General features: G+C 71.2%; 24 protein-coding genes. 13 read left to right on the forward strand and 11 right to left on the reverse strand.

Annotated features, from left to right (window positions below; translation table 11 throughout):
- Window positions 1-11: 11 nt before the first annotated feature.
- The 3 genes from P0592_RS09750 to P0592_RS09760 are packed head-to-tail and all read left to right on the forward strand — an operon-like array spanning window position 12 to window position 2029.
- Window positions 12-845: a hypothetical protein gene (locus P0592_RS09750; protein ID WP_276270692.1), complete on the forward strand. Its 834-nt coding sequence runs from the start codon at window positions 12-14 to the stop codon at window positions 843-845.
- A 40-nt stretch (window positions 846-885) separates the two neighbouring features.
- Window positions 886-1215 carry a thioredoxin family protein gene (locus P0592_RS09755; protein ID WP_276270693.1) on the forward strand — a complete coding sequence of 110 codons (330 nt, stop codon included), beginning with the start codon at window positions 886-888 and terminating at the stop codon, window positions 1213-1215.
- 46 nt (window positions 1216-1261) lie between these two features.
- Window positions 1262-2029 (forward strand): DUF7847 domain-containing protein, encoded by a 768-nt coding sequence (locus P0592_RS09760; protein ID WP_276270694.1) that lies wholly within the window; start codon window positions 1262-1264, stop codon window positions 2027-2029.
- Between the two features lie 54 nt (window positions 2030-2083).
- Here the strand turns inward: P0592_RS09760 and P0592_RS09765 are convergent, their stop codons facing one another.
- Window positions 2084-2272, reverse strand: coding sequence for a hypothetical protein (locus P0592_RS09765; RefSeq protein WP_276270695.1), 189 nt, complete (start codon window positions 2270-2272; stop codon window positions 2084-2086).
- Window positions 2273-2458: 186 nt separating this feature from the next.
- Here P0592_RS09765 and P0592_RS09770 point away from each other — a divergent pair, with 186 nt between their 5' ends.
- The 3 genes from P0592_RS09770 to ddh all read left to right on the forward strand — a co-directional run bounded on the left by P0592_RS09770 (window position 2459) and on the right by ddh (window position 5018).
- A complete protein-coding gene (locus tag P0592_RS09770) occupies window positions 2459-3553 on the forward strand; it encodes a sulfite exporter TauE/SafE family protein (RefSeq protein ID WP_276270696.1) in 1095 nt (364 codons plus the stop codon).
- Window positions 3554-3591: 38 nt separating this feature from the next.
- Entirely contained in the window at window positions 3592-4029 is a 438-nt protein-coding gene (locus tag P0592_RS09775; RefSeq protein ID WP_276270698.1) for a universal stress protein, read from the forward strand.
- A 62-nt stretch (window positions 4030-4091) separates the two neighbouring features.
- Window positions 4092-5018, forward strand: a complete 927-nt coding sequence (ddh, locus tag P0592_RS09780; RefSeq protein ID WP_276270699.1) for a D-2-hydroxyacid dehydrogenase — start codon at window positions 4092-4094, stop codon at window positions 5016-5018.
- A 26-nt stretch (window positions 5019-5044) separates the two neighbouring features.
- Here the strand turns inward: ddh and P0592_RS09785 are convergent, their stop codons facing one another.
- Complete coding sequence (locus P0592_RS09785; protein ID WP_276270700.1) at window positions 5045-5680, reverse strand: DsbA family oxidoreductase; 636 nt, start codon at window positions 5678-5680, stop codon at window positions 5045-5047.
- A gap of 154 nt (window positions 5681-5834) precedes the next feature.
- On the opposite strand from P0592_RS09785, the gene P0592_RS09790 reads away from it, so the two are divergent.
- On the forward strand, window positions 5835-6290 hold the full coding sequence (locus P0592_RS09790) for a ferritin-like domain-containing protein (protein WP_276270701.1): 456 nt from the start codon (window positions 5835-5837) through the stop codon (window positions 6288-6290).
- 35 nt (window positions 6291-6325) lie between these two features.
- On the opposite strand, the gene thiD is transcribed toward P0592_RS09790, so the two are convergent.
- Window positions 6326-7687 carry a bifunctional hydroxymethylpyrimidine kinase/phosphomethylpyrimidine kinase gene (gene thiD, locus P0592_RS09795; protein ID WP_276270702.1) on the reverse strand — a complete coding sequence of 454 codons (1362 nt, stop codon included), beginning with the start codon at window positions 7685-7687 and terminating at the stop codon, window positions 6326-6328.
- A gap of 143 nt (window positions 7688-7830) precedes the next feature.
- On the opposite strand from thiD, the gene P0592_RS09800 reads away from it, so the two are divergent.
- Window positions 7831-8007 carry a DUF7331 family protein gene (locus P0592_RS09800; RefSeq protein WP_276270703.1) on the forward strand — a complete coding sequence of 59 codons (177 nt, stop codon included), beginning with the start codon at window positions 7831-7833 and terminating at the stop codon, window positions 8005-8007.
- A gap of 438 nt (window positions 8008-8445) precedes the next feature.
- Here P0592_RS09800 and P0592_RS09805 read toward each other — a convergent pair whose 3' ends face one another.
- Together P0592_RS09805 and P0592_RS09810 are read right to left on the reverse strand one after the other, a co-directional pair.
- Window positions 8446-9468: an AIR synthase family protein gene (locus tag P0592_RS09805; RefSeq protein ID WP_276270704.1), complete on the reverse strand. Its 1023-nt coding sequence runs from the start codon at window positions 9466-9468 to the stop codon at window positions 8446-8448.
- A 49-nt stretch (window positions 9469-9517) separates the two neighbouring features.
- Window positions 9518-11641: a peptidase gene (locus tag P0592_RS09810; protein WP_276270705.1), complete on the reverse strand. Its 2124-nt coding sequence runs from the start codon at window positions 11639-11641 to the stop codon at window positions 9518-9520.
- A 138-nt stretch (window positions 11642-11779) separates the two neighbouring features.
- On the opposite strand from P0592_RS09810, the gene mutS reads away from it, so the two are divergent.
- A complete protein-coding gene (gene mutS, locus P0592_RS09815) occupies window positions 11780-14494 on the forward strand; it encodes a DNA mismatch repair protein MutS (RefSeq protein WP_276270706.1) in 2715 nt (904 codons plus the stop codon).
- Window positions 14495-14498: 4 nt separating this feature from the next.
- Here mutS and P0592_RS09820 read toward each other — a convergent pair whose 3' ends face one another.
- Together P0592_RS09820 and P0592_RS09825 are read right to left on the reverse strand one after the other, a co-directional pair.
- Window positions 14499-14786 (reverse strand): SUI1 family translation initiation factor, encoded by a 288-nt coding sequence (locus P0592_RS09820; RefSeq protein ID WP_276270707.1) that lies wholly within the window; start codon window positions 14784-14786, stop codon window positions 14499-14501.
- 56 nt (window positions 14787-14842) lie between these two features.
- Window positions 14843-15235 carry a hypothetical protein gene (locus P0592_RS09825; protein WP_276270708.1) on the reverse strand — a complete coding sequence of 131 codons (393 nt, stop codon included), beginning with the start codon at window positions 15233-15235 and terminating at the stop codon, window positions 14843-14845.
- A gap of 84 nt (window positions 15236-15319) precedes the next feature.
- Here P0592_RS09825 and P0592_RS09830 point away from each other — a divergent pair, with 84 nt between their 5' ends.
- Together P0592_RS09830 and P0592_RS09835 are read left to right on the forward strand one after the other, a co-directional pair.
- Window positions 15320-16042 (forward strand): profilin-fold protein, encoded by a 723-nt coding sequence (locus tag P0592_RS09830; RefSeq protein WP_276270709.1) that lies wholly within the window; start codon window positions 15320-15322, stop codon window positions 16040-16042.
- Between the two features lie 47 nt (window positions 16043-16089).
- Window positions 16090-16692, forward strand: a complete 603-nt coding sequence (locus tag P0592_RS09835; protein ID WP_276270710.1) for a class I SAM-dependent methyltransferase — start codon at window positions 16090-16092, stop codon at window positions 16690-16692.
- A gap of 28 nt (window positions 16693-16720) precedes the next feature.
- On the opposite strand, the gene P0592_RS09840 is transcribed toward P0592_RS09835, so the two are convergent.
- Genes P0592_RS09840 through P0592_RS09850 form a run of 3 tightly spaced genes read right to left on the reverse strand, consistent with a single transcriptional unit; the run spans window position 16721 to window position 17665 of the window.
- Window positions 16721-17215 (reverse strand): DUF7992 family protein, encoded by a 495-nt coding sequence (locus tag P0592_RS09840; protein ID WP_276270711.1) that lies wholly within the window; start codon window positions 17213-17215, stop codon window positions 16721-16723.
- Between the two features lie 52 nt (window positions 17216-17267).
- Window positions 17268-17438, reverse strand: coding sequence for a hypothetical protein (locus P0592_RS09845; RefSeq protein WP_276270712.1), 171 nt, complete (start codon window positions 17436-17438; stop codon window positions 17268-17270).
- 38 nt (window positions 17439-17476) lie between these two features.
- Window positions 17477-17665 (reverse strand): hypothetical protein, encoded by a 189-nt coding sequence (locus tag P0592_RS09850; RefSeq protein ID WP_276270713.1) that lies wholly within the window; start codon window positions 17663-17665, stop codon window positions 17477-17479.
- 85 nt (window positions 17666-17750) lie between these two features.
- Between P0592_RS09850 and P0592_RS09855 the strand changes: the two genes are divergently transcribed.
- Window positions 17751-19031: a TIGR00341 family protein gene (locus P0592_RS09855; RefSeq protein WP_276270714.1), complete on the forward strand. Its 1281-nt coding sequence runs from the start codon at window positions 17751-17753 to the stop codon at window positions 19029-19031.
- A gap of 107 nt (window positions 19032-19138) precedes the next feature.
- Window positions 19139-19852 (forward strand): SIMPL domain-containing protein, encoded by a 714-nt coding sequence (locus P0592_RS09860; RefSeq protein ID WP_276270715.1) that lies wholly within the window; start codon window positions 19139-19141, stop codon window positions 19850-19852.
- Window positions 19853-19870: 18 nt separating this feature from the next.
- Here the strand turns inward: P0592_RS09860 and P0592_RS09865 are convergent, their stop codons facing one another.
- Window positions 19871-20866: an NOG1 family protein gene (locus P0592_RS09865; RefSeq protein WP_276270716.1), complete on the reverse strand. Its 996-nt coding sequence runs from the start codon at window positions 20864-20866 to the stop codon at window positions 19871-19873.
- Between the last annotated feature and the right edge of the window lie 151 nt (window positions 20867-21017).

Raw genomic sequence — 21017 nt, forward strand, 5'->3', positions numbered from 1 at the left:
GGTGAGCACTGATGCGCAGTCACCTGGCCGTTGCACTCGCGGTCGTCGCGGCCGTCCTCGTCGTCGGGAGCGGTGGGTTCACCGCCGTCTCGGCCGACCGAGCCGTCACCGTCGAAGTGGTCGGCGACGCGAACGCCTACATGGCACTGGAGTACGCCGACACGGAGGTTCCCACAGACGGCGGCGCGACCGAGTTCGTGACGGTCCGCAATCAGTTCGCACAGCCGGTCGACGCCACGGTCACCTACTCCGTCGACGCGGGGAGTGGGCTGTCGGTCCCCGACGGCGAGCAGACGGCCGCCCGCGACGGGCTCGGCGTCGGCGACGCGGCCACCGTCTCGACGACACTGACCTGTACGTCGCCGGGGACCCACGACGCGACGGTCTCGTTCCACGCGACCGCCGACGGCGAGGGCGTCTACGCCGAGACGACCGCGCCGCGGACGGTCGAGTTCGCCGTCGACTGTCGGCCGGCGGTCACCGTCCGCTTCCAGGGGAACGGCGGGAACGCACGCGTCGACGGTGTCCAGTCGCTCGACGACACGACCGCGACGGTGTGGCTGCTCGACGACGGCACCCTCACCTCGGAGGCCGTCGCCGTCACCGCGAAGGGCGGCGAGAACGTCCGCCCCGTCGTCGACGGCCAGGGAGCGATCGTCGCCGTCTCGCTCGCCGGGACCGGCCGCACCTACGTGCATCCCGACCTAGAGCGGCGCGGGGGATCGCTCGCGCTCGCGCCGCCGGCACGGGGTGGCTCGAACGACCCCGCCGACCCGGTCTGTGAGGGCCGCGTCGACCCCTCGACGCTCCCGACCGACGACGGGGACCTCGCGTGCCCGGCGTAGCCCGGCGAACCCATATCCCGCTCGGCCCCCTACCGCCGGTATGCCCGCGACAGAGCCCGACGGCGTGACGACCGTCACGACCCGCGCGGCCCTCGACGACGTACTGGCGGCACACGACCGCGTACTGGTGATGGTCCGGACCGAGGGCTGTACGATCTGCCAGTCGATGGCACCGGTCCTGGACAACGTCGCGCGGGCCACCGACGCCGCCGTCGCCGTCTTCAACCCCCGCGAGGACCTCGACGCCGTCGCCGCCTTCGACGTGCGCAGCGTCCCGACGTTCCTGCTGTTCGACGACGAGGAGCTGGTCGACCGCCGGGCCGACGGGTTCGTCCCGACCGCCGCCCTCGTCGAGTTCGTCCGGCGGTGACACACGGGCCGGGGTTTTTTACTCGCGATCGGACAACCCTGACTCGATGGCCCTCCAGATCGGTGCTGCCCTGCGTGATGCGGGGTCGCGACTCGTCAGTCGAACCGGCGCGATACTGCTCGGGACGTACCTGCTCCTCCTGCTCGGCCTCCAGTCGATGCTGAACTCCCTGCTGGCGACGGTGTACGCCAGGATGGGACTCGGCGCGGCGGTGGAGGCGTTACCCCTCGTCGTCGACGTCCCGGTCGCCGTCGCCGGCGGTGGCGTCCTGTTGGCGATACTGCTCACGACCTACCACTCCATCGTCTCGACGCGGACGTTCGTCGCCGACGCCCGGGACCGGTTCCCCGGCGACGCGTTGACTCGGAACGTGCCGCTGGCGATCCTGAACGTCTTCGTCGGCGGTTTCGTCTACGGTCTGCTCGTGTTCCTTGGCTCGCTCCTGCTGCTCGTTCCCGGTCTCATCGCGTACGTCGCGTTCCTGTTTCTGGTCCCCTACGTCGCCGTGGAGGACCGGAACTTCGTCGACGCGCTCGGGGCGAGCTACCGGCTCGGCAAGGGCAACTGGCTCCAGCTGTTCGTCCTGGTCCTCGTCGCCGTCGGCGGCGCGTCGGTCGTCGGTGCCGTCGTCGGTGTCGTCGGCTCGCTGCTGCTCCCGCCGGCGGCGGCGCAGCTGGCGATCATCGTCGTCCAGCCACCGGTGGCGCTGTACACGCTGGCGCTGATCGCCGTCGCGTTCGACCAGCTCCGCGACGCGACTGACGGCGACCGGCCGGACACGGCCGCGGACGTCGGCACGTCGCCGACCGCCTGACGACCGCCGGTCCCGTCGCTGTTCGCCGGCTGTGTCACGAGAAGGGACGACGCGTTACTCCTGCCGCCCGGTGCGCGCCTCGACGCGCATCTCGACGTATCGACTCGACCACGTCTGGGTGTGGCGTCGGAGCGCGTCTACGATGCTGGCGATGAGTCCGTCCGTCGGGGCGGGGTCGGCCGCGTCGCGACTGTCGTCAAGACTGGACTGCTCGTTCTTCCGTGGCCCCTCTGGAAAACTCATTACGTCACACTGTACCACCTCCGGTACAATAAACGTTAAGGATTATGTGTTCGCACGCTCGCGCACACGCCTACCCGCGACAAAACCCGAAGTAGAGGAGGCCGAACTTGCACAAATAATGGACGGAACTCGCCGCAGACGACAACGCACTTATGCCCCTCTCGATAAAGGTGGGTTCACGACTCAATGACGACGCCCCAATCGTCCCGGAGCCTCCAGAAGACGTTTCTGAAGTATCAGCACGTCTTCGTGTTCCTCGCGCCCCTGCTGTTCGTCGTCGGCGTCTACACGCTCGCGCCGACGCCGACCGACGCGGGGACCGGCTACTGGCTGGAGTACTGGTGGCTGTTCATCGCCTTCATCATCGGCGCGACGATCGTCAACACCGTCGGGATCAGCGGCTCGGCGCTGTTCGTCCCGTTCCTGATCTTCGTGTTCCCGGTCATCGCCGGGGAGTCGCTGACCCCGGAGACGCTGGTGAAGATCGGCCTCATCAGCGAGTCGTTCGGTCTGTCGAGTTCGGCGCTGGCGTTCATCCAGTACGGACTGGTCGACCGCCGGCTGGCGGCGACGCTCGTGCTCGGGGGGATCCCGTTCGTCGTCGCGGGCGCGCTGCTGTCGTTCGTCATCCCCGCCTCGCTGTTCCACGCGCTCCTGGGCGTCGCGCTCATCGCGGCCTCGGTCCTGCTGTTCAAGGCCGACCTCAGTCACGAGGAGCCCGGTGGGACCGACGACGAGGCTGGCGTCTCGGCCGACGGGGGGACCGGTGCAACCCTCCCGAACGACGACGACAAGCTCGGCCCCGCGGGCGTCGAGAAGGCCGACGACGGGACCGTCACCCGCGTCGACCGCGACGGCAACGACTACACCTACTCCCACGGGGGCTACCTCGAGCGGTTCGCCAACTACAGCGTCGGCGGCGTGTTCCAGGGCCTGGCCGGCTTCGGCATCGGGGAGCTCGGCATCATCTCGATGCTGCGGACGAACGTCCCCGTCCGGGTCGCCATCGGGACGAACCACATCGTCGTCGCGACCACGGCCATCCTCGCATCGGTGGTCCACGTCTTCGGCGGCGGCCTCGTGCCCGGCGGGCACAGCCTGAACCTCGCCTCGACGCCGTGGAACATGGTCGTCTGGACGGTGCCCGCGACGGCGACCGGCGGGCAGATCGCCCCCTACGTCTCGGCGGCACTCGACACCACGGTGATCAAGAAGGGCGTCGGGGTCCTGTTCGCGGTCATCTCCGTCGCGCTGTTCCTGATGGCCGCCGGCGTCGTGTAGGCCGGCGGTTTTTACCCGGGGGGCGTCAACCGCCGTCCATGTACGACGACATCCTCCTGCCGACCGACGGGAGCGACGGCATCGCCGCGGCCGCAGAGCACGCCACGAACTTCGCACAGGCGTTCGACGCGACGGTCCACGTCGTCTCGGTCGCCGACACGCGAAACCGCTTCGAGAGCCCGACCTCGGGGCTCTCTGCGGAGGCGTGGTCCGACGCCGAGCACGAGCGGGCCGAGGAGGCCGTCGCGGCGACGGTCGACGCGCTCCCCGACGACGTGCCCGTCGAGACCAGCGTCGTCGAGGGCGTCCCGCGGAGCGAGATCCTGCGCTACGTCGAGGACGAGGGGATGGACCTCGTCGTGATGGGCACGCACGGCCGCACCGGGCTGGACCACTACCTCATCGGCAGCGTCGCCGAGAAGGTGGTCCGGCGCTCGCCGGTGCCCGTGACGACGGTCCGATTGGGGGAGGAGTAGCGAAGCGCGACGGGCCCGCTCCCGCCGAAACGCCTAACAGCGCGCCGGTCGCTCCACCGGCTATGGAGATCGAGCGCATCGCGGTCCACGAGTCGGTCGGGACGGTGTGTCCGCTGGACGCCGTCGTCGAGTCGCTGTCCGCCGCCCCGGTCCCCGTGGAGACGGTCGGCGACGACGATCCACTGTCCGAGACGGACTGCGTGGTGACGTTCGGCCCCCGCGAGGCGTTCTACGACGCGGCGTGGGTCCACGGCGTCCGGGCCGGCTACGACGACTTCGACACCGACGCCTACGCCGCCAGCGACACGGCGCTGACCAACTCCACGGGCATCCACGGCGACACCGTCCCCGAGACGGTCGTGGGCTACCTGACGGCCTTCGCCCGCCGGCTGCACGTCTACCGCGACCGGCAGGCCGACCGGGCGTGGACCCACGAGCCCTACGACGCGCCGTTCACGCTGACCGGCGAGCGCGTCTGCGTGGTCGGCCTGGGCACCATCGGTCAGGGGGTCGTCGACCGGGTGACGGCGCTGGGGATGGACGCGGTCGGGGTCAGGCGGTCGGGCGACCCGGCTCCGGGCGTCGAGCGGGTGTACACGCCCGACGACGTCGAGGCGGCCGTCGCCGACGCCCGCTTCGTCGTGCTTGCGGTGCCCCTGACCGACGGGACCGAGGGACTGATCGACGCCGCGGTGCTGGCGGCGATGCCCGACGACGGCTACCTCGTCAACGTCGCCCGCGGCGACGTGGTCGTCGAGGACGCGCTGCTGTCGGCGCTGGAGGAGGGGACGATCGCCGGGGCGGCGGTCGACGCCTACTGGGAGGAGCCGCTCCCGGAGGAGCACCCGCTGTGGGCTTACGAGAACGCCATTCTGACGCCCCACTGTGCGGCCGCGACGAACCGCTACCACGAGGACGTCGCCGAGCTGGTCCGCGAGAACGTCGCTCGCGTCCGGCGGGGCGAGCCGCTGGCGAACCGCGTCGCCTGAGTCGCCGGCCGGGGCTGTGGCCGCGTTCAGACGCCCTCGACGAGCCGTTCGAGGTGTTCGGGCGGGACGGCCCCGCGGGCGGCGTGGCCGTCGTAGACGAACGTCGGGACGCCCGTGATCCCCTGGCGCTGTGCCTCGGTGAACAGCTCCCGGACCTCCGTTCGCAGGGCGTCGTCGTCCAGCGCCGATCGGACCTCCTCGGCGGGGACGCCGGCCTCCTCGGCCAGTTCGACCAGCACCTCGGTGTCACCGATGTCTCGGCTGTCCTGCCAGAGCGCGTCGAAGACGGCCTCGTCGAAGGCCAGCCAGGTCCCGTAGTCGTAGTGCTCGGCGACGTAGTAGGAGACGACCTGTGCCGGCAGCGAGTCGACGTCGGTGGCGATGTCCAGCTCCATCTCGACGCCGAACTGCTCCTGGAGGCGGCGCACGCCCTGCTTGGCCTGCTCGTAGTAGTCCTCGTCTTTCCCGTCGTCGACGGCGTGGTCGATGCTCCCGTCGGGGTTGCGCTTCTGGCTCCGCAGGTCGTAGGGGTGCCAGTCGATCCGCAGGTCGTCCTCGCGGGTCGCCTGGTACTGCGACAGCGACTCGCGCCCGAGGTAACAGAACGGGCAGACGTAGTCGGAGAAGACGGTGATCGCGTCCGTGGCCTGTGTCTCGCTCATACCGGCCGTACTCAGTCGCCGGACAAGAGGCGGCCCCGGACGTGTGTCGAGCGCGCACGACCACGCGACGACGCGACCGCGGGGCCGCCGCCCGGGCCGGGTTTCCTGTGCCGGCAGAGCGGTTATCCGTCGCGGCCGTGGACTGTCAACTGCTATGACAGACGACCGCGTCATCGAACTGCTGCGCAGGGCCTACGGCGACGAGATCGAGACGGTGATGAACTACCAGACCAACGCCATCGTCCTCGACGGGGTCCGCGCCGAGGAGATCAAGGAGAGCCTCCAGGCCGACATCCAGGAGGAACTCGGCCACGCGGAGATGCTCGGCCAGCGCCTGAAGCAACTGGACGCCCAGCCGCCGGGCTCCGGAGAGTTCACGGCCCGGCAGGACTCGCTCCAGCCGCCCGCGGACTCGACGGACGTGCTCTCGGTCATCGAGGGCGTGCTGGACGCCGAGAACGACGCCATCGAGACGTACCGCGACCTCGTCGACGCCGCCGAGGAGGCGAGCGACCCGGTCACGGAGGACCTCGCGGTCACGATCCTCGCCGACGAGGAGGCCCACCGGACGGAGTTCCGCGGCTTCCGGAAGGAGTACAAGAAGGACTGAGCCGACGGGGATCGCTTCCCTCGCCCGCGTCCCGACTACTCGCCGTCTTCGACGGCCTCCAGCAGCGCCGTGGCCCGGCCGACGAGGGTCTCGGGGTCCCGGGCCAGCAGGACGACGCCGCCGGCGACGCCCATCTCGCCGCGGTCGACGACGGCGATCGGCGACTCCGCGCCGGTCTCGAAGGCCTGGCCGACGCCCCAGGCGGCGGTGCCGTCCCGGGGGACCGTCGCCGGCCGCTCGGCCGAGTCGTAGTCGCCGACGGAGCCCCCGAGGTCGTCGAGGGCCGCCTCGACGGCGTCGGTCAGGCGGACGTTCGCGGCAAAGCGCACCGCCGGGTCGTGTTCGCGGGCGGCGATCAGGGTCCGGGCGACGGTCGTCGACGCGCCGAACCGGACCCCGCGGTTGGCGCGGACGCCGTCGACGACGCGGGCGATGCGACCCTCGACGGCCGCCACCTCGTCGGGCGTCTCCGCGTAGGGGGTCGCGCCCGCCACCGTCGTCCCGCCGGCCGGCACCAGCGGCCGGACCCCGCGGTCGGTCAGCGCCGCGACGACCCCCTCGACGGCCTCGCTGGTGTCGTAGCGGGCCGCCTCGTTGCGCGCCTCGACCGCGTGGTGGACCGCGCCCGACCCCTCGCCCACGTCGAGGTTGTACCGGACCGCCCGCGCCAGCAGGTCGACGCCGGCCGCGACGGCGTCCTGCAGCTCGTCGCCGTGGGCCAGGCGCGTGGCGACGGCCGAGGAGAGCGTACACCCCGAGCCGTGGGTCGCGTCGGTCTCGACCCGCTCGTGGCGGAACGTCGTCACCGTCTCGTCGGTGACGAGCGTGTCGACCACCTCGTCGCCGGCGACGTGCCCGCCCTTCACGAGCGCGGCGTCCGCCCCCATCCCGACGATGTCGTGGCCGGCGGCCTCCGCGTCCGCGGGGGTCTCGACCGGCCGGCCTGTCAGCACCTCGGCCTCGTCGGCGTTGGGCGTGACCAGCGCGCTCTCGGCGATCAGGGCCTCGTAGGCGCTCTCGGCCTCGGGTTCCAGCAGCCGGTCGCCCGACGCCGCGACCATCACCGGGTCGACGACGAGGTCGTCGGCGTCGCCGGCCTCGGCGACCACGAGGTCGATCACCTCGCTCGTCGCGAGGATCCCCGTCTTGACCGCGGCCACGTCGAAGTCCTCTCTGACCGCCTCGATCTGGGCCGCGATCTCCTCGATCGGCAGGAGGTGCTGGCCCTGCACGCCCCGCGTGTTCTGTGCCGTCACGCTCGTGACGGCGCTGGTCCCGAACGCGCCGCCGGCCTCGATGGTCTTCAGGTCCGCCTGGATGCCCGCCCCGCCGCCCGAGTCGCTGCCCGCGACGGTCAGCACCACCGGTAGCTCGACCGGAGCCTCCGTCCGTGTCATGCCCGGGGACTGGAGCGGCGGCCCCAAAGCGGTGCTGGTCTCCCCGGAACCGACGGACGCACCGTCCTAGTATGCTAATAATACTTCTTATCATACCCGGGAAACGCTTATGTGTGTGAATCGTCCCCATTCGACGTACGACGATGGAACCGACCGAAGACGATTCGAACGCGAACGACCCCAGCGACTCCGAGCGGTACGGCACCTTCACCACCGGCGGCGGCGACGTCGTCGTCTACGACACCGACAACCCCGCGGCGTGGCTCCAGTCCGACTACGCCGTCGAGGTGGGTGGCGGGGCCGACCGACAGCGCGCCTAGCCGCTCATTTCTGTTCTGTCGCCCTCGCCGACGTGCCTGCCAGCGACCGCGGGAATCAGAAAGCCCGCGCGCTCCGGTCGAGGGGCTCGCTGTGCGCGCTCGCTTCGCTCGCGTGCTTGTGATCTGCAGATCGCAGACCGCGATTTTCGTCATCCCGAAAGAGCGCGATCCGCTCTTTCGAGGACGTCGCCCGTCTTCCCGGAGCGTGGGCGGTCGGCTCCGCCGACCGCCTTGTGACGTGGCGGCGAAGCCGCCACGCTGACGGCCCCTTTCATACGGATCGCTCTAAGTCATTACCGCACCGACCGCCCGACTGCGGACGGTCGGTGCGGTAAACAGTTAGAGCGATCCGTATCAGTCCCGCCCCGTCGGCTGGTCGATGCGCTGCGTCGGGTGGAAAGCGGCGGCAGGTGACACCACCCTCGACTGCCGTCTGCGCTACGCCTGCAGTCTCTCCATATACTCCTCGAAGGTGCTCCAGAAGGGGTCGACGCCGGGGTGGTCGGTGGGCTCGCCGTCGACGACCAGCCCCGACCCCTCGACCACCTCGCCGGCGTCGGCGGCGGGGATGCCCTCGGACTCGAGGGCGGCCAGCACGTCGTCGACGCCGTCGGGGTCGACGGCGGCCAGCAGCGTCCCCTCGCTGATGGCGATCCACGGGTCGATGCCGAAGAACTCGCAGGCCTCCCGGACGCCCGGCTGGACCGGGACGCGGTGGGTCTCCAGTTCGACGCCGACGCCGGCGGCGCGGGCCATCTCGTAGAGGCCGCCGTAGACACCGCACTCCGTCGCGTCGTGCATCGCGTGGACCGGGCCGGCCGCCGCCGCGGTCAGGGCGTCCCGGACCGGACTCATGTCGTAGAAGCGGTCGGTGGCGTCCGCGACCTCGCTCTCGCTCAGTTCCTCGGCGAGCAGCGACTCGAACTGGATCGAGAGCAGCCCCGTCGCCTCGATGGCCGGGCCCTTCGTGACGACCACGCGGTCGCCGACCTCGGCCCCGTCAGGGCGCACCAGGTCGTCGAACTCGCCGACCGAGAGGGCCGTGCCGCCGCCGACCATCGGGTAGTTACAGCCGGCGTAGCGGCCGGTGTGACCGGTGGCGATCGAGACGCCGAGGTCGGTCGCCTCCCGGTCGAACGTCTCCCAGACGGTGGCGAACTCGTCGTCGGTCAGCTCCGGCGGGAGGTTCAGGTCCACGGCGAGGTGGGTCGGCGGGATGCCGGCGACGGCCACGTCGCTCATAAGGATGTGGAACGCGAACCACGCCGCCCGCTCGAAGCCCAGCGACGGCATCACGAACACGGGGTCGGTCGCCATCGCGACCGCCGTCCCGCCCACGTCGATCACGCCGAAGTCGACGCCGTGCTGTGGCCCGAGCGTCACGTCCTCGCGGTCCGCGCCGAGGTTCGGATAGATGTACTCGTCGAAGAACTCGCGGTCGACCTTGCCGAGGTCTGCCATACGAGTCGTCATCACCGGGTCGTACAAATCGGTGGCTATCGACGACCGACTACCGGCGGTCGCGGCGTGCCAGCAACGTCGCAAACAGGAGTGCCACCACCGCCGCCGCGGCGGTGAACCCCGCTCCGTCGGCCGCCGTCGTCCCTGTCTCGGTACCGGTCGCCGTCGTCCGGGTCGCAGTCACCGTCGTCGTGTCGTTCGCGGGCGTCACGCTGACCAGCACCGGCTCGACCCCGCCGGCGGAGACGAGGACGGTCCCCGGTTCCGGAACGGCGACGCCGCTGGAGACGGTGGCGGTCGTCCGCGGCGGCAGGGTGACCTCGCGGGTCGCGACGGCCTGGTAGTCCCGCGTGAACACGACGGTCCCCTCGGCCGGCACGTCGGCGTCGTTGACCACCGTCGCGGTCACGACGACGCCGCCGCCCTGGACCACGCTGTCGGAGCTGACCGAGACGTCCGTCACCCTGGCTCGTGCGGGCCGCTCGACGACGACGAGGGCGTGGTCGCCGTCGACGCTGACGTTGTAGACGCCGGGCGTCGCGAAGGTGTGAGACAGGGGGACGACGGTCCGGTTCCCGGGACCGACGCGGCCCTGCTTCGTCGCCACCACTGTCCCGTTGATGTCGAGCGTCGCGTTGTAGCTCCCCGCGGTGCCGCCGGCGTTGGTGACGACTGCCTCGACGGTCAGCGTCTCGCCGGTGGCGAGCCGGAGCGGCGGCGTCCCGGCGACGTCGGTCCTCCGATACGGGCCGGCGACCCGGTAGCTACCCGGTGACCCGTCGGTCGGGAGCGCGTAGCTGATGCGGGCGGGCAACTGGCCGAACACCCGCGCGTGGGTCGTCTCGTTCCACATCGTCACGGCCTCGCTGGTCGTCGTGTACTCCCCGGCCGACGCCCGGACGTCGTCGCCGGCGGTCCGCTCGACGGCGGTCAGGAACTCCGACTGCGTCACCGGTCCGCGCTGGCCGTTCAGCACCCGGAGCGTCCCCTGGAACGTCGCCTCTCGATCCGTCTCGCGGCGGGTCGCCTCGTCGATGCGGCCGGCGACCAGCGGCCCCTTGACGTAGTTGGCGTTGCGCCGCCAGGTCGCCGGCTCGGCCAGGACGACGTCGTCGTACGCCTGCTGGCTCCCCTCGGCGAGGTAGCTCCGGAAGGTCTCGAAGTCGATCCGGTCCTGCTCCAGCGTCAGCAGGGCGGCGTAGTACACCGCCGTCGCCTCGGTGAGCCACCGCGTCTCCGCGGTGGTCCGGAACGACTGGCGCGTGTGGACGTACTCGTGGAGCCAGACGTTGCGCGGGTCGTCCAGCCGCGCGTCGCCCCGCACCCACATATCGGACCCGCCCGTCTCGAGCCCCTTGACCGCCCAGTCCACGTCGCCGGTGGGGGCGGCGACGACGAACACCGCGTCGTCGCGGTCGCCGATCCGGAGGGACTCGCCCGCGGCCGACAGCGAGTCCAGCACCGCGTCCGGCGACTCGGCGAGCTCCGTCCGCTCGGGGACGACGAGCCGGAGCCGCTGGCCGCTGGCGTCGCGCTCGTAGGTGGTGACGTTCCCGAGATAGACGAGCTGGTCGCCGGCCGCGCCCGGGCCGACGGTCGTCAGGTCCTGGCTGAACCGGACCGGGGGGCTGCCGGTGTAGCGCCACCGGGTCGGCGTCTGGGCCCGGCTGATCAGCGCCCACTCGCCCGCGTCGACGGTGACGTAGCTCCCGTTCCCGTGGTCGAAGCGACCGTCGATGGACCGGTTCGTCGGGAGCGTCAGGTCGATGGTCGCCGTCCCGCTGGTCCCGTCCCACTCGTAGGTGGTGTCGTTGGCCCGCGCGAAGCCGTCGGCGTCGGTCACCGTCGCGTTGTCGGGCATAGTCGTCTCCAGCGAGACCACTCGGTCGGGGATCTCGTAGCGCAGCGTCACCGCCACCTCTCCGGGCGTCTCGGGCGTGAGGCTGTACCGCTGTGTCTGTCGGATGGTGTCCTCGTCGGCCAGTTGTGCCGTCGGCGCGTCGCCGACTGCCGCGAGAGTCGCCCGTCGGACCGACGGCTCCGCCGCCTCGACGTCGGACTCGCCCGTCGTCGCGCCGACGGCGGCCGCCGCTCCGAGCGCCGGCGCGACGGGCGAGAGCACGAGCAGAACCGCGCAGACGACGACCGCCCACCCACGGTGGCCCACGCGCATTGTGACCCTGTACCGCCTCCCGGTTGATATAGTTGCCCGCCGTTTCGGCTCGTGCGGCCGCAACTGTCCGTCCGCCGACCGTTTCCGCGTCGCCGCGCTCCCGCAATCCTTACGCCGGAGAGACGCCCACATCGGCGTATGACAGAGGCGACGGGCATCGTCGGGGAGTTCCTCGCGCTCAAGGAGGAGACCGACGCGGACCTGCTGGCGATGCAGTGTGGCGACTTCTACGAGTTCTTCGCGGACGACGCCGAGACGGTCGCCGACGAACTCGACCTGAAGGTCTCCCAGAAGTCCTCGCACGGGTCGTCGTACCCGATGGCCGGCGTCCCGGTCGACGACCTCACGCCGTACGTCTCCGCGCTGGTCGAGCGTGGCTACCGCGTCGCCGTCGCCGACCAGCACGAGACGGCCGACGGCCACGCTCGCGAGATCACGCGGGTGGTGACCCCGGGGACGCACCTGGAGACGACCGACGCCGACGCCCAGTACCTCGCGGCCGTGGTCCGACAGTCCGGCCGGGCCGGCGACAGCTACGGGCTGGCCTTCGCGGACGTGACCACCGGCCGCTTCCAGGTGACACAGCTGGACGACGCCGACCCCGGGGCGGCCCTCTCGGAGCTGTACACGTTCGCGCCCGCCGAGGTCCTCCCCGGGCCGGAGCTGCGGAACGACGACGCGTTCCTCGACCGCCTGCGCGAGCGGTCCGACGCCGCGCTGACGCTGCACGACACCGCCGCCTTCGAGCCCGGGCGAGCCCGCCACCGCGTGCGCGAGCAGTTCGGGGCCGAGACCCTGGACAGCGTCGGCGTCGCCGACGACGAGGCCGCCGTCGCCGCCGCCGGCGCGGCCCTCTCGTACGTCGACGACACCGGCGTCGGGACGCTCGCGGCGGTCACGCGCCTGCGGGCCTACGGCGCGCGCGAGCACGTCGGGCTCGACGCCACCACCCAGCGCAACCTCGAACTCACGGAGACGATGCAGGGCGACAGCTCGGGGTCGCTGTTCGACACCCTCGACCACACCGTGACCGCCGCCGGGAGCCGCCTGCTCCAGCGCTGGCTCCAGCGGCCCCGCCGGGACCGCGGGGAACTCCACCGCCGGCAGTCGGCCGTCGCCGCGCTCGCGCGGGCGGCGATGGCCCGCGAGAGCATCCGGGAGACGCTCGCCGACGGCTACGACCTCGAACGGCTGGCCTCCCGAGCCACCTCGGGTAGCGCCGACGCCCGCGACCTCCGGGCCGTCGAGGAGACGCTGTCGCTGCTGCCGGCGGTCGCCGACGCCGTCGCGAACACCGAGCGACTGGCGGAGTCGCCGCTGACGGAGGTCCTGTCGGGGGCCGACCGCGAGGCCGCCGAGTCGCTGGCCGCGGACCTCGACGCCGCGCTGGTCGAGGACCCGCCGGGCACCGTCACGCAGGGAGGCCTGTTCCGGCAGGGGTACGACGAGGAACTGGACGAGATCGTCGAGGAACACGAGGCCGCCCTGGAGTGGCTGGAGACGCTGCCGGAGCGGGAGAAGGAACGCACCGGCATCACCCACCTCTCGGTCGACCGCAACAAGACCGACGGCTACTACATCCAGGTCGGGAAGTCAGAGACCGACCGGGTGCCCGACGAGTACGAGGAGATCAAGACGCTGAAAAACTCCAAGCGGTACACCATCCCCGAACTCGACGAGAAGGAGCGGGCCGTCCTCCGGCTGGAGGAGCGTCGCCACGACGCGGAGTACGAGCTGTTCGAGGAGCTGCGCGCGCGGGTCGCCGACCACGCGACGCTCCTGCAGGACGTCGGCCGGACGCTGGCGGAGGCCGACGTCCTGGTCTCGCTGGCCACCCACGCCGTCGAGAACGACTGGACCCGCCCGGAGGTGACCGACGGCGACGAACTCGCCATCGAGGCCGGTCGCCACCCCGTCGTCGAGCAGACCACCGAGTTCGTCCCCAACGACCTCTATCTCGACCGCGAGCGGCAGTTCCTGATCGTGACGGGGCCGAATATGAGCGGGAAGTCGACGTACATGCGCCAGGCGGCGCTGATCACGCTGCTGGCCCAGGCCGGCAGTTTCGTCCCGGCGCGCTCGGCGACGGTGGGGCTGGTCGACGGCATCTTCACCCGCGTCGGCGCGCTCGACGAACTCGCACAGGGGCGCTCGACGTTTATGGTCGAGATGCAGGAGCTGTCGAACATCCTCCACTCCGCGACCGATGACTCGCTGGTCATCCTCGACGAGGTGGGGCGCGGGACCGCGACCTTCGACGGCATCTCCATCGCGTGGGCGGCGACGGAGTACCTCCACAACGAGGTGGGGGCCAAGACCCTCTTCGCCACCCACTACCACGAACTGACGACGCTTGCGGACCACCTCGACCGCGTCGAGAACGTCCACGTCGCCGTCGCGGGCGAACCCGAGTCCGCCGGCGAGGACGGCGTCACGTTCCTGCGGACGGTCCGGGACGGCCCGACGGACCGCTCCTACGGCATCCACGTCGCCGATATGGCCGGCGTCCCCGGTCCCGTGGTCGACCGCGCACAGGGCGTGCTGGACCGCCTGCGCGAGGAGAAGGCCATCGAGGCAAAGGGCGGCGGCAGCGGGAGCGGCGACACCACGCAGGCCGTCTTCGACCTCTCCTCGGGGTCGTTCGCGGGCAGCGGAGGCGAGGCCCCGACGAGCGCCGACGGCGGTGGGACGGCCGGGACCGACGAGGCGGACGACACGATCGCCGACCGCTACGGGGAGGACGCCGAGACCGTCCTGGCCTCGCTGGCCGACCTCGACGTCGACGAGACGCCGCCGGTCGAACTGATGGCGAGGGTCCAGGAGTGGCAGGCCGATCTCGACACCGAGGAGTGAGGGATCAGTCCGTCCGGTAGCCTCGCTCTTCGAGCAGGTCGCGGACGCGGTCCGCGTGGTCGCCCTGGAGTTCGATGCGGCCGTCCTTGACGGTCCCGCCCGTCCCGAGCGCGGACTTCAGCTCCGAGGCGAGATCGGCGAGTCCGGCCTCGTCGTCGAAGCCCTCGATCAGGACCATCTGCTTGCCGTAGCGGCGTTCGTCGGTCCGGACGGTGAGCTCCTGTGTCGCGCGGTCGAGGTCGGCGGTCGGGTCGTCTGGGACGCCGAGGTCGTCGAATGGGTCGTCTGACACTACGCGCTCCACTGGGCGGCCCGGGCTGATGAGGCTTCCTGCGGGACGGCACCGCGTCACCCGCGGCGCAGTTCCTGCCGGACCAGAATCGCGCCGCCGACCGCGATACCGCCGGCGAACCCGCCGTAGAGGAGCCACTGGAGCGGACTGAACGGTGCCGTCCGCAGCGATCGGGTCCGCTGGCGTCGGTACTCAGCGTACGTGGTGTTCCGACAGGCCCGGACGTGGCTCTCGTTCAGCGTCACCCGCCGCCAGCCCAGCCCCGCGTCGACGAGGCGGGTCTCGCCGGCGAGGGCCGCGCAGTCCCCCCGGTACTCCGCGAAGTCGGCCCGCGAGACGTCCGCCGTCGCGTCCGCGTACACCAGGCCCGCGAGCGACGCGAGACCGAGGAGCGCGACGCCGGCGGCGACGGCCAGGGTCGCTCGGTTCGAGTCGCCGTCGGCCGACATACGCGTCGCTACGCGCCCCAGGCGCTTACCGCTGTGGCCGCCCGCGACCGCACGCGTTATGTCCGCCGGGTCGCTACCCCGACCGTGACCGACTGGCCGCCAGCCGACCCCGCCGACGCGTCGACGGTCGCCGACCGCCGCGACGAACTCGTCGCCGCCGTTCGGGACCACGCCGGACAGGTCGCCTACCACCTCGCCCGCCTCCAGGGCGGCGACTACGGGCAGGCCGACGTCGAGACCGACCGCGGCGTCTGGACGGTCAAGTACGAGGGCGGCGACCTGGAGTACCTCCGGTTCGACCCCGACCGCGGCGACGAGGTGTACGTCGTCTCGACCAAGCGGGACCCGGAGCCCGGCCCGCTGGCCGACGCGCTCGCCGACTACGACGCCTTCGTCGCCGGCTTCGCCGACTACGTCGACTCGCTGTCGGGCGTCCTCGACGACGTGTCGACCGACTTCCCCGCGGTCGAAAGCACCGAGGGCGTCGTCGCCGAGCGCGACCGGGTGCTTGATCGAGTGCGGGAGGTCTGTGACCGCATCGCCGCCGAACTCCACCGCTACGAGGGCGGCGACTACGGCACCTTCGCCACCAGGGTCGACGGCACCCGCTGGGAACTGAAGTGGGACCGCGACGGGGCCGCCTACCTCCGGGCCGGCGGGTCGAACGGCGTCTACCTCCTCTCGCAGTACGAACCGCCCTCCGCGGCCGACATCCGCGAGTACGCGCCCCGCTTCGCGGGCTTCGTCGACGCCTACAACGACCACGTCGAGGACCTGGAGTCGGACCTGGCGACGGTCGAACTCTGAGACGGCCGTCCCGGCAGACATATACGCGCGCCCCGCGGCTATCGAACGTGGATTCTCACGACGTCCGGCAGGCGTGGGCGGACCGCTCCGGCGAGTACTCGCCGACCTACTACGCCCACTACGGCCCGGACGAGACGAGCGAGCAGGTGCGGTCGGTCCTCGACGAGCACGTCGGCCGCGACGCGAGCGTGCTGGAGGTCGGCTGTGGCCCCGGGCGACACCTCGCGGAACTGCACGACGCCGGCTACACCGACCTGACCGGCGTCGACGTCAACGGCGAGGCGCTGACGGTCCTCGCGGAGACCTACCCCGACCTCGACGCGGCGGGCCGGTTCCACGAGACCGCCGTCGAGGAGTACGTCGCCGACCTCGCGGACGGGGCGTTCGACGCCGTCTTCTCGGTCGAGACGCTCCAGCACGTCCACCCCGACGAGGCGTGGGTGTTCGACGACCTCGCGCGGATCACCGGCGAGGTGCTGGTCACCGTCGAGAACGAGAGCGGCGAGCCCGGCACCGTCAACCACGTCGACGAGGGGCTGCCGCTGTACTACCGGGACTGGCGGGCCGAGTTCACGGACCGCGGGCTGGAGGCGGTCGCAGCCGTCGAGCGGAAGCGCGACACGCTGCGGGTGTTCCGGACGCCGGAGTGAGTCCAGCCCCGGTCGCCCCCGCGCCCGCTCAGAGCCCCTCGCCGAGGTCGTCGTCCTCGTAGTCGAACGTTTCCTCGGGGGCGTCGTCGGCGAAGAAGCCGAACGTCTCGTCGTCGCGCTGGAGGTAGTCGTTCTCCAGCGTCTCCGTGACGACCCGGCCGAGGTCGTCCAGTTCGGTCTCGATCTCGTCGGCGTCGCCCGTGCCGAGGTCGGCGCGCACGTCGTCGGGCAGCGTGGGCGACTGGTAGCCCACGTCGTCGGTCGAGGGGTCCCAGTAGAAGTCGAACCCCTGGATCAGGTCCGCGTCGGTCACCACCTCGAACTCCGCCTCCGTCAGGGCGGTGTGGGCCGCCCACTCGTCGAAGGCGTCGTACCAGCCGCCGGCGGCCAGGACCTCGGCGAGTTCCTCGCGCCGGTAGTCGTCGCCGGGGTCGGCCTCGGGGGCGTCGACCGACTGGTAGGCGTCTCTGGACTGTGGCCCGTCGAGTGCGGGCGGGTCCGGGACGGGAACGTCGAGTGCCATACCCGACGGTTCGCCGTCCAGGCTGATAAGCGTCCGGCGAGCGCCGCCCGCGTCAGGCCTTCGCGCCGGCGACGCCGCCCCCGATGGCGGCCCCACACTCCCCGCAGGCGACGACGTAGAACCGCTTGGAGGCGGCGAAGAAGCCGGTCTCGGCGTCCATCTCGACGAACTCAACGTCCTGCTGCTGGTCGAGGTCGCTGTCACATTCAGGGCAGTGGACCATAGCGGTGGCTTGCGCGGGTCGTGGTATATGCTTTCCTCCTACACGGCACCGCCACCGCCGGCCTTCGCGCCGGCGACGCCGCTGCCGATGGTCGAGCCACACTCGGCACACTCCGCGACGTAGAACCGCTTGGAGGCCGCGAGGATGCCCGTCGTCGCGTCCATCTCGACGAACGCGACGTCGTCGGCGCTCTGGAGGGTCGCCTCGCAGTCGGGACAGTGGACCATACCGGCGTCTCTCCCGGCCGGAATAAATGTCTTGTCCGGGTCCGCGGGCGAGGTTTTTATGCCCCCGCCCCACTCACCCGGAGGCGTGCGGCTCGTGCAACTCGCGGTCCCGCGTGGCAAGCGCGAGGCGGCGCTGGCCGTCCTCGACGACGAGGGGATCGACTACGTCGTCAGCGAGGAGACCAGCGGCCGGGACGTCGCCGTCGTCGTCTCGTTCCCGCTCCCGACCAACGCCCTCGAACCGGTGCTGGCGGACCTCCGGGAGGTGGGGATCGACGACAACGCCTACACGGTCGTCGTCGACGCCAGCACCGTCATCTCCCGGCAGTTCGACGACCTGGAGGAGCGCTACGCGGAGGAGAAAGACGAGGACCGAATCGCCCGCGAGGAACTGACCGCGAAGGCCGAGGCGCTGGCCCCGACGCTGCCGACCTACGCCGTCATGACCGTCATCAGCGCGGTCATCGCCACCGCCGGCCTGCTGCTCGACTCGCCGGCCGTCGTCGTCGGGTCGATGGTCATCGCCCCGCTCATCGGGCCGGCGATGACCGCCAACGTCGGCACCGTCGTCGACGATCGCGAGCTGTTCGTCCGCGGCGTGAAACTGCAGGTGATCGGCCTCCTGCTCGCCGTCGCGAGCGCGACCGTGTTCGCGGTCCTCGTCAGGACGGCCAACGTCATCCCGCCGCTGGCCGACGTCACCAGCGTCGAGCAGGTCCGCGAGCGGATCGCGCCGGACTTCCTCTCGCTCGTGGTCGCGCTGGGCGCGGGCGCGGCCGGCGTCATCAGCCTCACCTCCGGGGTCTCGACGGCGCTGGTCGGCGTGATGATCGCCGTCGCCCTGATCCCGCCCGCGGCGACGGTCGGCATCGGGATCGCCTGGGGGGAACCGCTGGTCAGCCTCGGCTCGGGCGTCCTGCTGCTGGTGAACGTCCTCTCGATCAACCTCGCCGTGCTGGCGGGCCTGTGGTACCAGGGGTACCGCCCCGAGCACTGGTTCCGCGAGGGGAACGCACGAGCGGCGACGCTCAAGCGGGTCGGCGTCCTCGTGGTCGCCATCCTCGTGCTGTCGACGTTCCTGGGCGGGGTGACGCTGGACTCCTTCCAGCGGGCGACGACCGCGGCCGAGATCGAGCGGGCCGTCGAGGGGGAGATCGACGGACAGGCCCGCCTGCTGGACGTGACCATCGAGCAGACGAACACCGTCATCTTCCAGGAGCCCCGGCGGGTCGTCGTCACCGTCGGCATCCCGCCGGGGTCCGAGCCGCCTGATCTCGTCGGGCGACTCGACCGAGTGGCCGACGAGGCGGCCGGTCGGGACGTGCAGACCTCGGTCCACTACGTCGCCGTCGAGGAGAGCGCGTGACGAGGTCCGCCGTAGTCTGGCGGTACTACCGGTACGGGGTCGGTAACGCTCAAAGACGATCTTGAACGTCCGATGCGGTAAATACCTCCGGCAGCGTCCGGACACGTATGGTCTCCAGACCACTCGCAGTCGCAGGCGTATTGGCCCTCCTGCTGGCCGGCGGTGCCGGCTTCGCGGTCGCGAACAACGGCGGCGTCCCACAGGACGCCGAGAACGCGACCGTCGGCGTCAGCGCCGACGCCACGGTCGAACGCAGCGCGGACCGAGCCGTACTGAGCGTCGCCGCGGTCGGCCGCGGTGAGACCGCCGCGGCCGCCCGCGACAACGTCTCCGCGGACGCGGTCGCCGTCCAGGAGGCGCTCGACGAGGCGGGCGCGAACGTCACCTCGTCGAGTTTCCGCATCCACCCGGAGTACGAGCGCACCGAGGACGGCCGTGAACAGGTCGGCTACGTCGCCGTCCAGACGATCGAGGCCGAGACCGGGGACGTCGACGCCGTCGGCGACCTCATCGACGTCGCCGTCGACGCCGGCGCGGACCGCGTCGAGGGCATCCGCTACGAACTGAGCGAGGAGACGCGACAGGCCGCCCGCGAGGAGGCGCTCACCACGGCGATGGAGCGAGCGCGCGCCGACGCCGAGACGGTCGCGGCCGCCGAAGGCCGCGACGTCGCGGGCGTGTTGACGATCCAGACCAGCGATAGCGGCCCGTACGTGGTCCGCGCCGAGATGGCCGCCGCCGGCGACGCCGGCGGGACCAGCCTCTCGCCCGGCCCCGTCACGGTCGACGCCTCGGTCAGCGTCACCTACGAACTGGACTGAGAAACCACCCTTCTCCGGCTACTCGTCGTCGAACGGGAGTTCGAGCTCGTAGCCGACGGCGTCGATGGCCGCCTGCAACACGGCCTCGACGTTGTCGTCCTCGGTGACGCTCATGTAGTGGTCGGCCTCGACGTCGGTCGAGCGGTCGCTCTTGTTCGCGACGGTCAGGACGGGCGCGTCGAACCGCCCCTCGATGTCGTCCCGTAAGTCCAGTTGCTGGGCGAGCGGGTAGCCACACGCCTCGCTGGGGTCGACGAGGACGAGGACGGCGTCGGCGAGGTGTTCCAGCGCGCTGACGGCCTGGGACTCGATCCGGTTGCGCTCCTCGGGTGGCCGGTCGAGCAGTCCGGGCGTGTCGACCAGTTGGTAGCGGATGCGCTGGTGTTCGACGTGGCCCACGCGGATCTGGGTCGTCGTGAAGGGGTAGGCGGCGATCTCGTTGTCCGCGCGGGTGACGCGGTTGACGAACGACGACTTCCCGACGTTGGGGTAGCCGGCGACGACGATTGCCGGCTCGTCGGGGCGGATGTCCGGCAGCCCCTTCAGCGCCTCGCGGGCCGTCGCGACGGCCGCGAGGTCGTCTTCGACCTCCTCGGTCACGTCGGCGATGCGGGCGAAGGCCTGCTTGCGGAGCTTCCGCGCGGTGTCCTCGTCGCCCCGCACCACGCGGCTCTCGTACTCCTGGCGGATCTCCTTGGCCTTCCGGCCGGCCCAGGACACCTCCGAGAGGTGCTGTCTCAGCGCGTCGATACCGCCCTTCTCGTCGGGGTAGGCGTCGCTCAGCACGGCGTCGGCGAGTTCGACGTAGAAGGGGTCCAGTCGGTCGATGGTCGGCCACGAGGTGGCGACGTTCTCGAGGTTGTCGGAGACGATGTTCGAGGCCGTCATCAGCATCGACTGCTGGGCCTCGGTCCCCTCCTTCGCCCCGCCCGCCCGCGACGCCCGGGAGAAGGCCTTGTCCAGGACCTCCTCGGCTCTCGGCGTGGTCGGGAGGTTCTCGAAGGGTTGACTCATTACGGCCTCTTTTGCCGCCAGCACATAAAAGGGCGTCCAATCGGGGGAGACGGCTCCGACGCGGGGGCGGCGACCACACCGAATATTACCGTCGGGGCTCACGTCCACGTCGAATGCGCGGGGACACGGCGGTGGCGGCGGCCGGGACCGA

It is taken from the genome of Haloarcula litorea (genome assembly GCF_029338195.1).
In the GTDB taxonomy this organism is placed as follows: domain Archaea; phylum Halobacteriota; class Halobacteria; order Halobacteriales; family Haloarculaceae; genus Haloarcula; species Haloarcula litorea.

Bases quoted from the DNA above. Each gene is read 5' to 3' on its own strand.
- mutS (WP_276270706.1), top strand. From the start codon at position 11,780: ATGACAGAGGCGACGGGCATCGTCGGGGAGTTCCTCGCGCTCAAGGAG.
- P0592_RS09845 (WP_276270712.1), bottom strand. From the start codon at position 17,438: ATGGTCCACTGCCCTGAATGTGACAGCGACCTCGACCAGCAGCAGGAC.
- P0592_RS09800 (WP_276270703.1), top strand. From the start codon at position 7,831: ATGGAACCGACCGAAGACGATTCGAACGCGAACGACCCCAGCGACTCC.
- P0592_RS09785 (WP_276270700.1), bottom strand. From the start codon at position 5,680: ATGAGCGAGACACAGGCCACGGACGCGATCACCGTCTTCTCCGACTAC.
- ddh (WP_276270699.1), top strand. From the start codon at position 4,092: ATGGAGATCGAGCGCATCGCGGTCCACGAGTCGGTCGGGACGGTGTGT.
- P0592_RS09760 (WP_276270694.1), top strand. From the start codon at position 1,262: ATGGCCCTCCAGATCGGTGCTGCCCTGCGTGATGCGGGGTCGCGACTC.
- thiD (WP_276270702.1), bottom strand. From the start codon at position 7,687: ATGACACGGACGGAGGCTCCGGTCGAGCTACCGGTGGTGCTGACCGTC.
- P0592_RS09750 (WP_276270692.1), top strand. From the start codon at position 12: ATGCGCAGTCACCTGGCCGTTGCACTCGCGGTCGTCGCGGCCGTCCTC.
- P0592_RS09840 (WP_276270711.1), bottom strand. From the start codon at position 17,215: ATGGCACTCGACGTTCCCGTCCCGGACCCGCCCGCACTCGACGGGCCA.
- P0592_RS09860 (WP_276270715.1), top strand. From the start codon at position 19,139: ATGGTCTCCAGACCACTCGCAGTCGCAGGCGTATTGGCCCTCCTGCTG.
- P0592_RS09765 (WP_276270695.1), bottom strand. From the start codon at position 2,272: ATGAGTTTTCCAGAGGGGCCACGGAAGAACGAGCAGTCCAGTCTTGAC.
- P0592_RS09850 (WP_276270713.1), bottom strand. From the start codon at position 17,665: ATGGTCCACTGTCCCGACTGCGAGGCGACCCTCCAGAGCGCCGACGAC.
- P0592_RS09805 (WP_276270704.1), bottom strand. From the start codon at position 9,468: ATGGCAGACCTCGGCAAGGTCGACCGCGAGTTCTTCGACGAGTACATC.
- P0592_RS09825 (WP_276270708.1), bottom strand. From the start codon at position 15,235: ATGTCGGCCGACGGCGACTCGAACCGAGCGACCCTGGCCGTCGCCGCC.
- P0592_RS09790 (WP_276270701.1), top strand. From the start codon at position 5,835: ATGACAGACGACCGCGTCATCGAACTGCTGCGCAGGGCCTACGGCGAC.
- P0592_RS09775 (WP_276270698.1), top strand. From the start codon at position 3,592: ATGTACGACGACATCCTCCTGCCGACCGACGGGAGCGACGGCATCGCC.
- P0592_RS09755 (WP_276270693.1), top strand. From the start codon at position 886: ATGCCCGCGACAGAGCCCGACGGCGTGACGACCGTCACGACCCGCGCG.
- P0592_RS09770 (WP_276270696.1), top strand. From the start codon at position 2,459: ATGACGACGCCCCAATCGTCCCGGAGCCTCCAGAAGACGTTTCTGAAG.
- P0592_RS09865 (WP_276270716.1), bottom strand. From the start codon at position 20,866: ATGAGTCAACCCTTCGAGAACCTCCCGACCACGCCGAGAGCCGAGGAG.
- P0592_RS09810 (WP_276270705.1), bottom strand. From the start codon at position 11,641: ATGCGCGTGGGCCACCGTGGGTGGGCGGTCGTCGTCTGCGCGGTTCTG.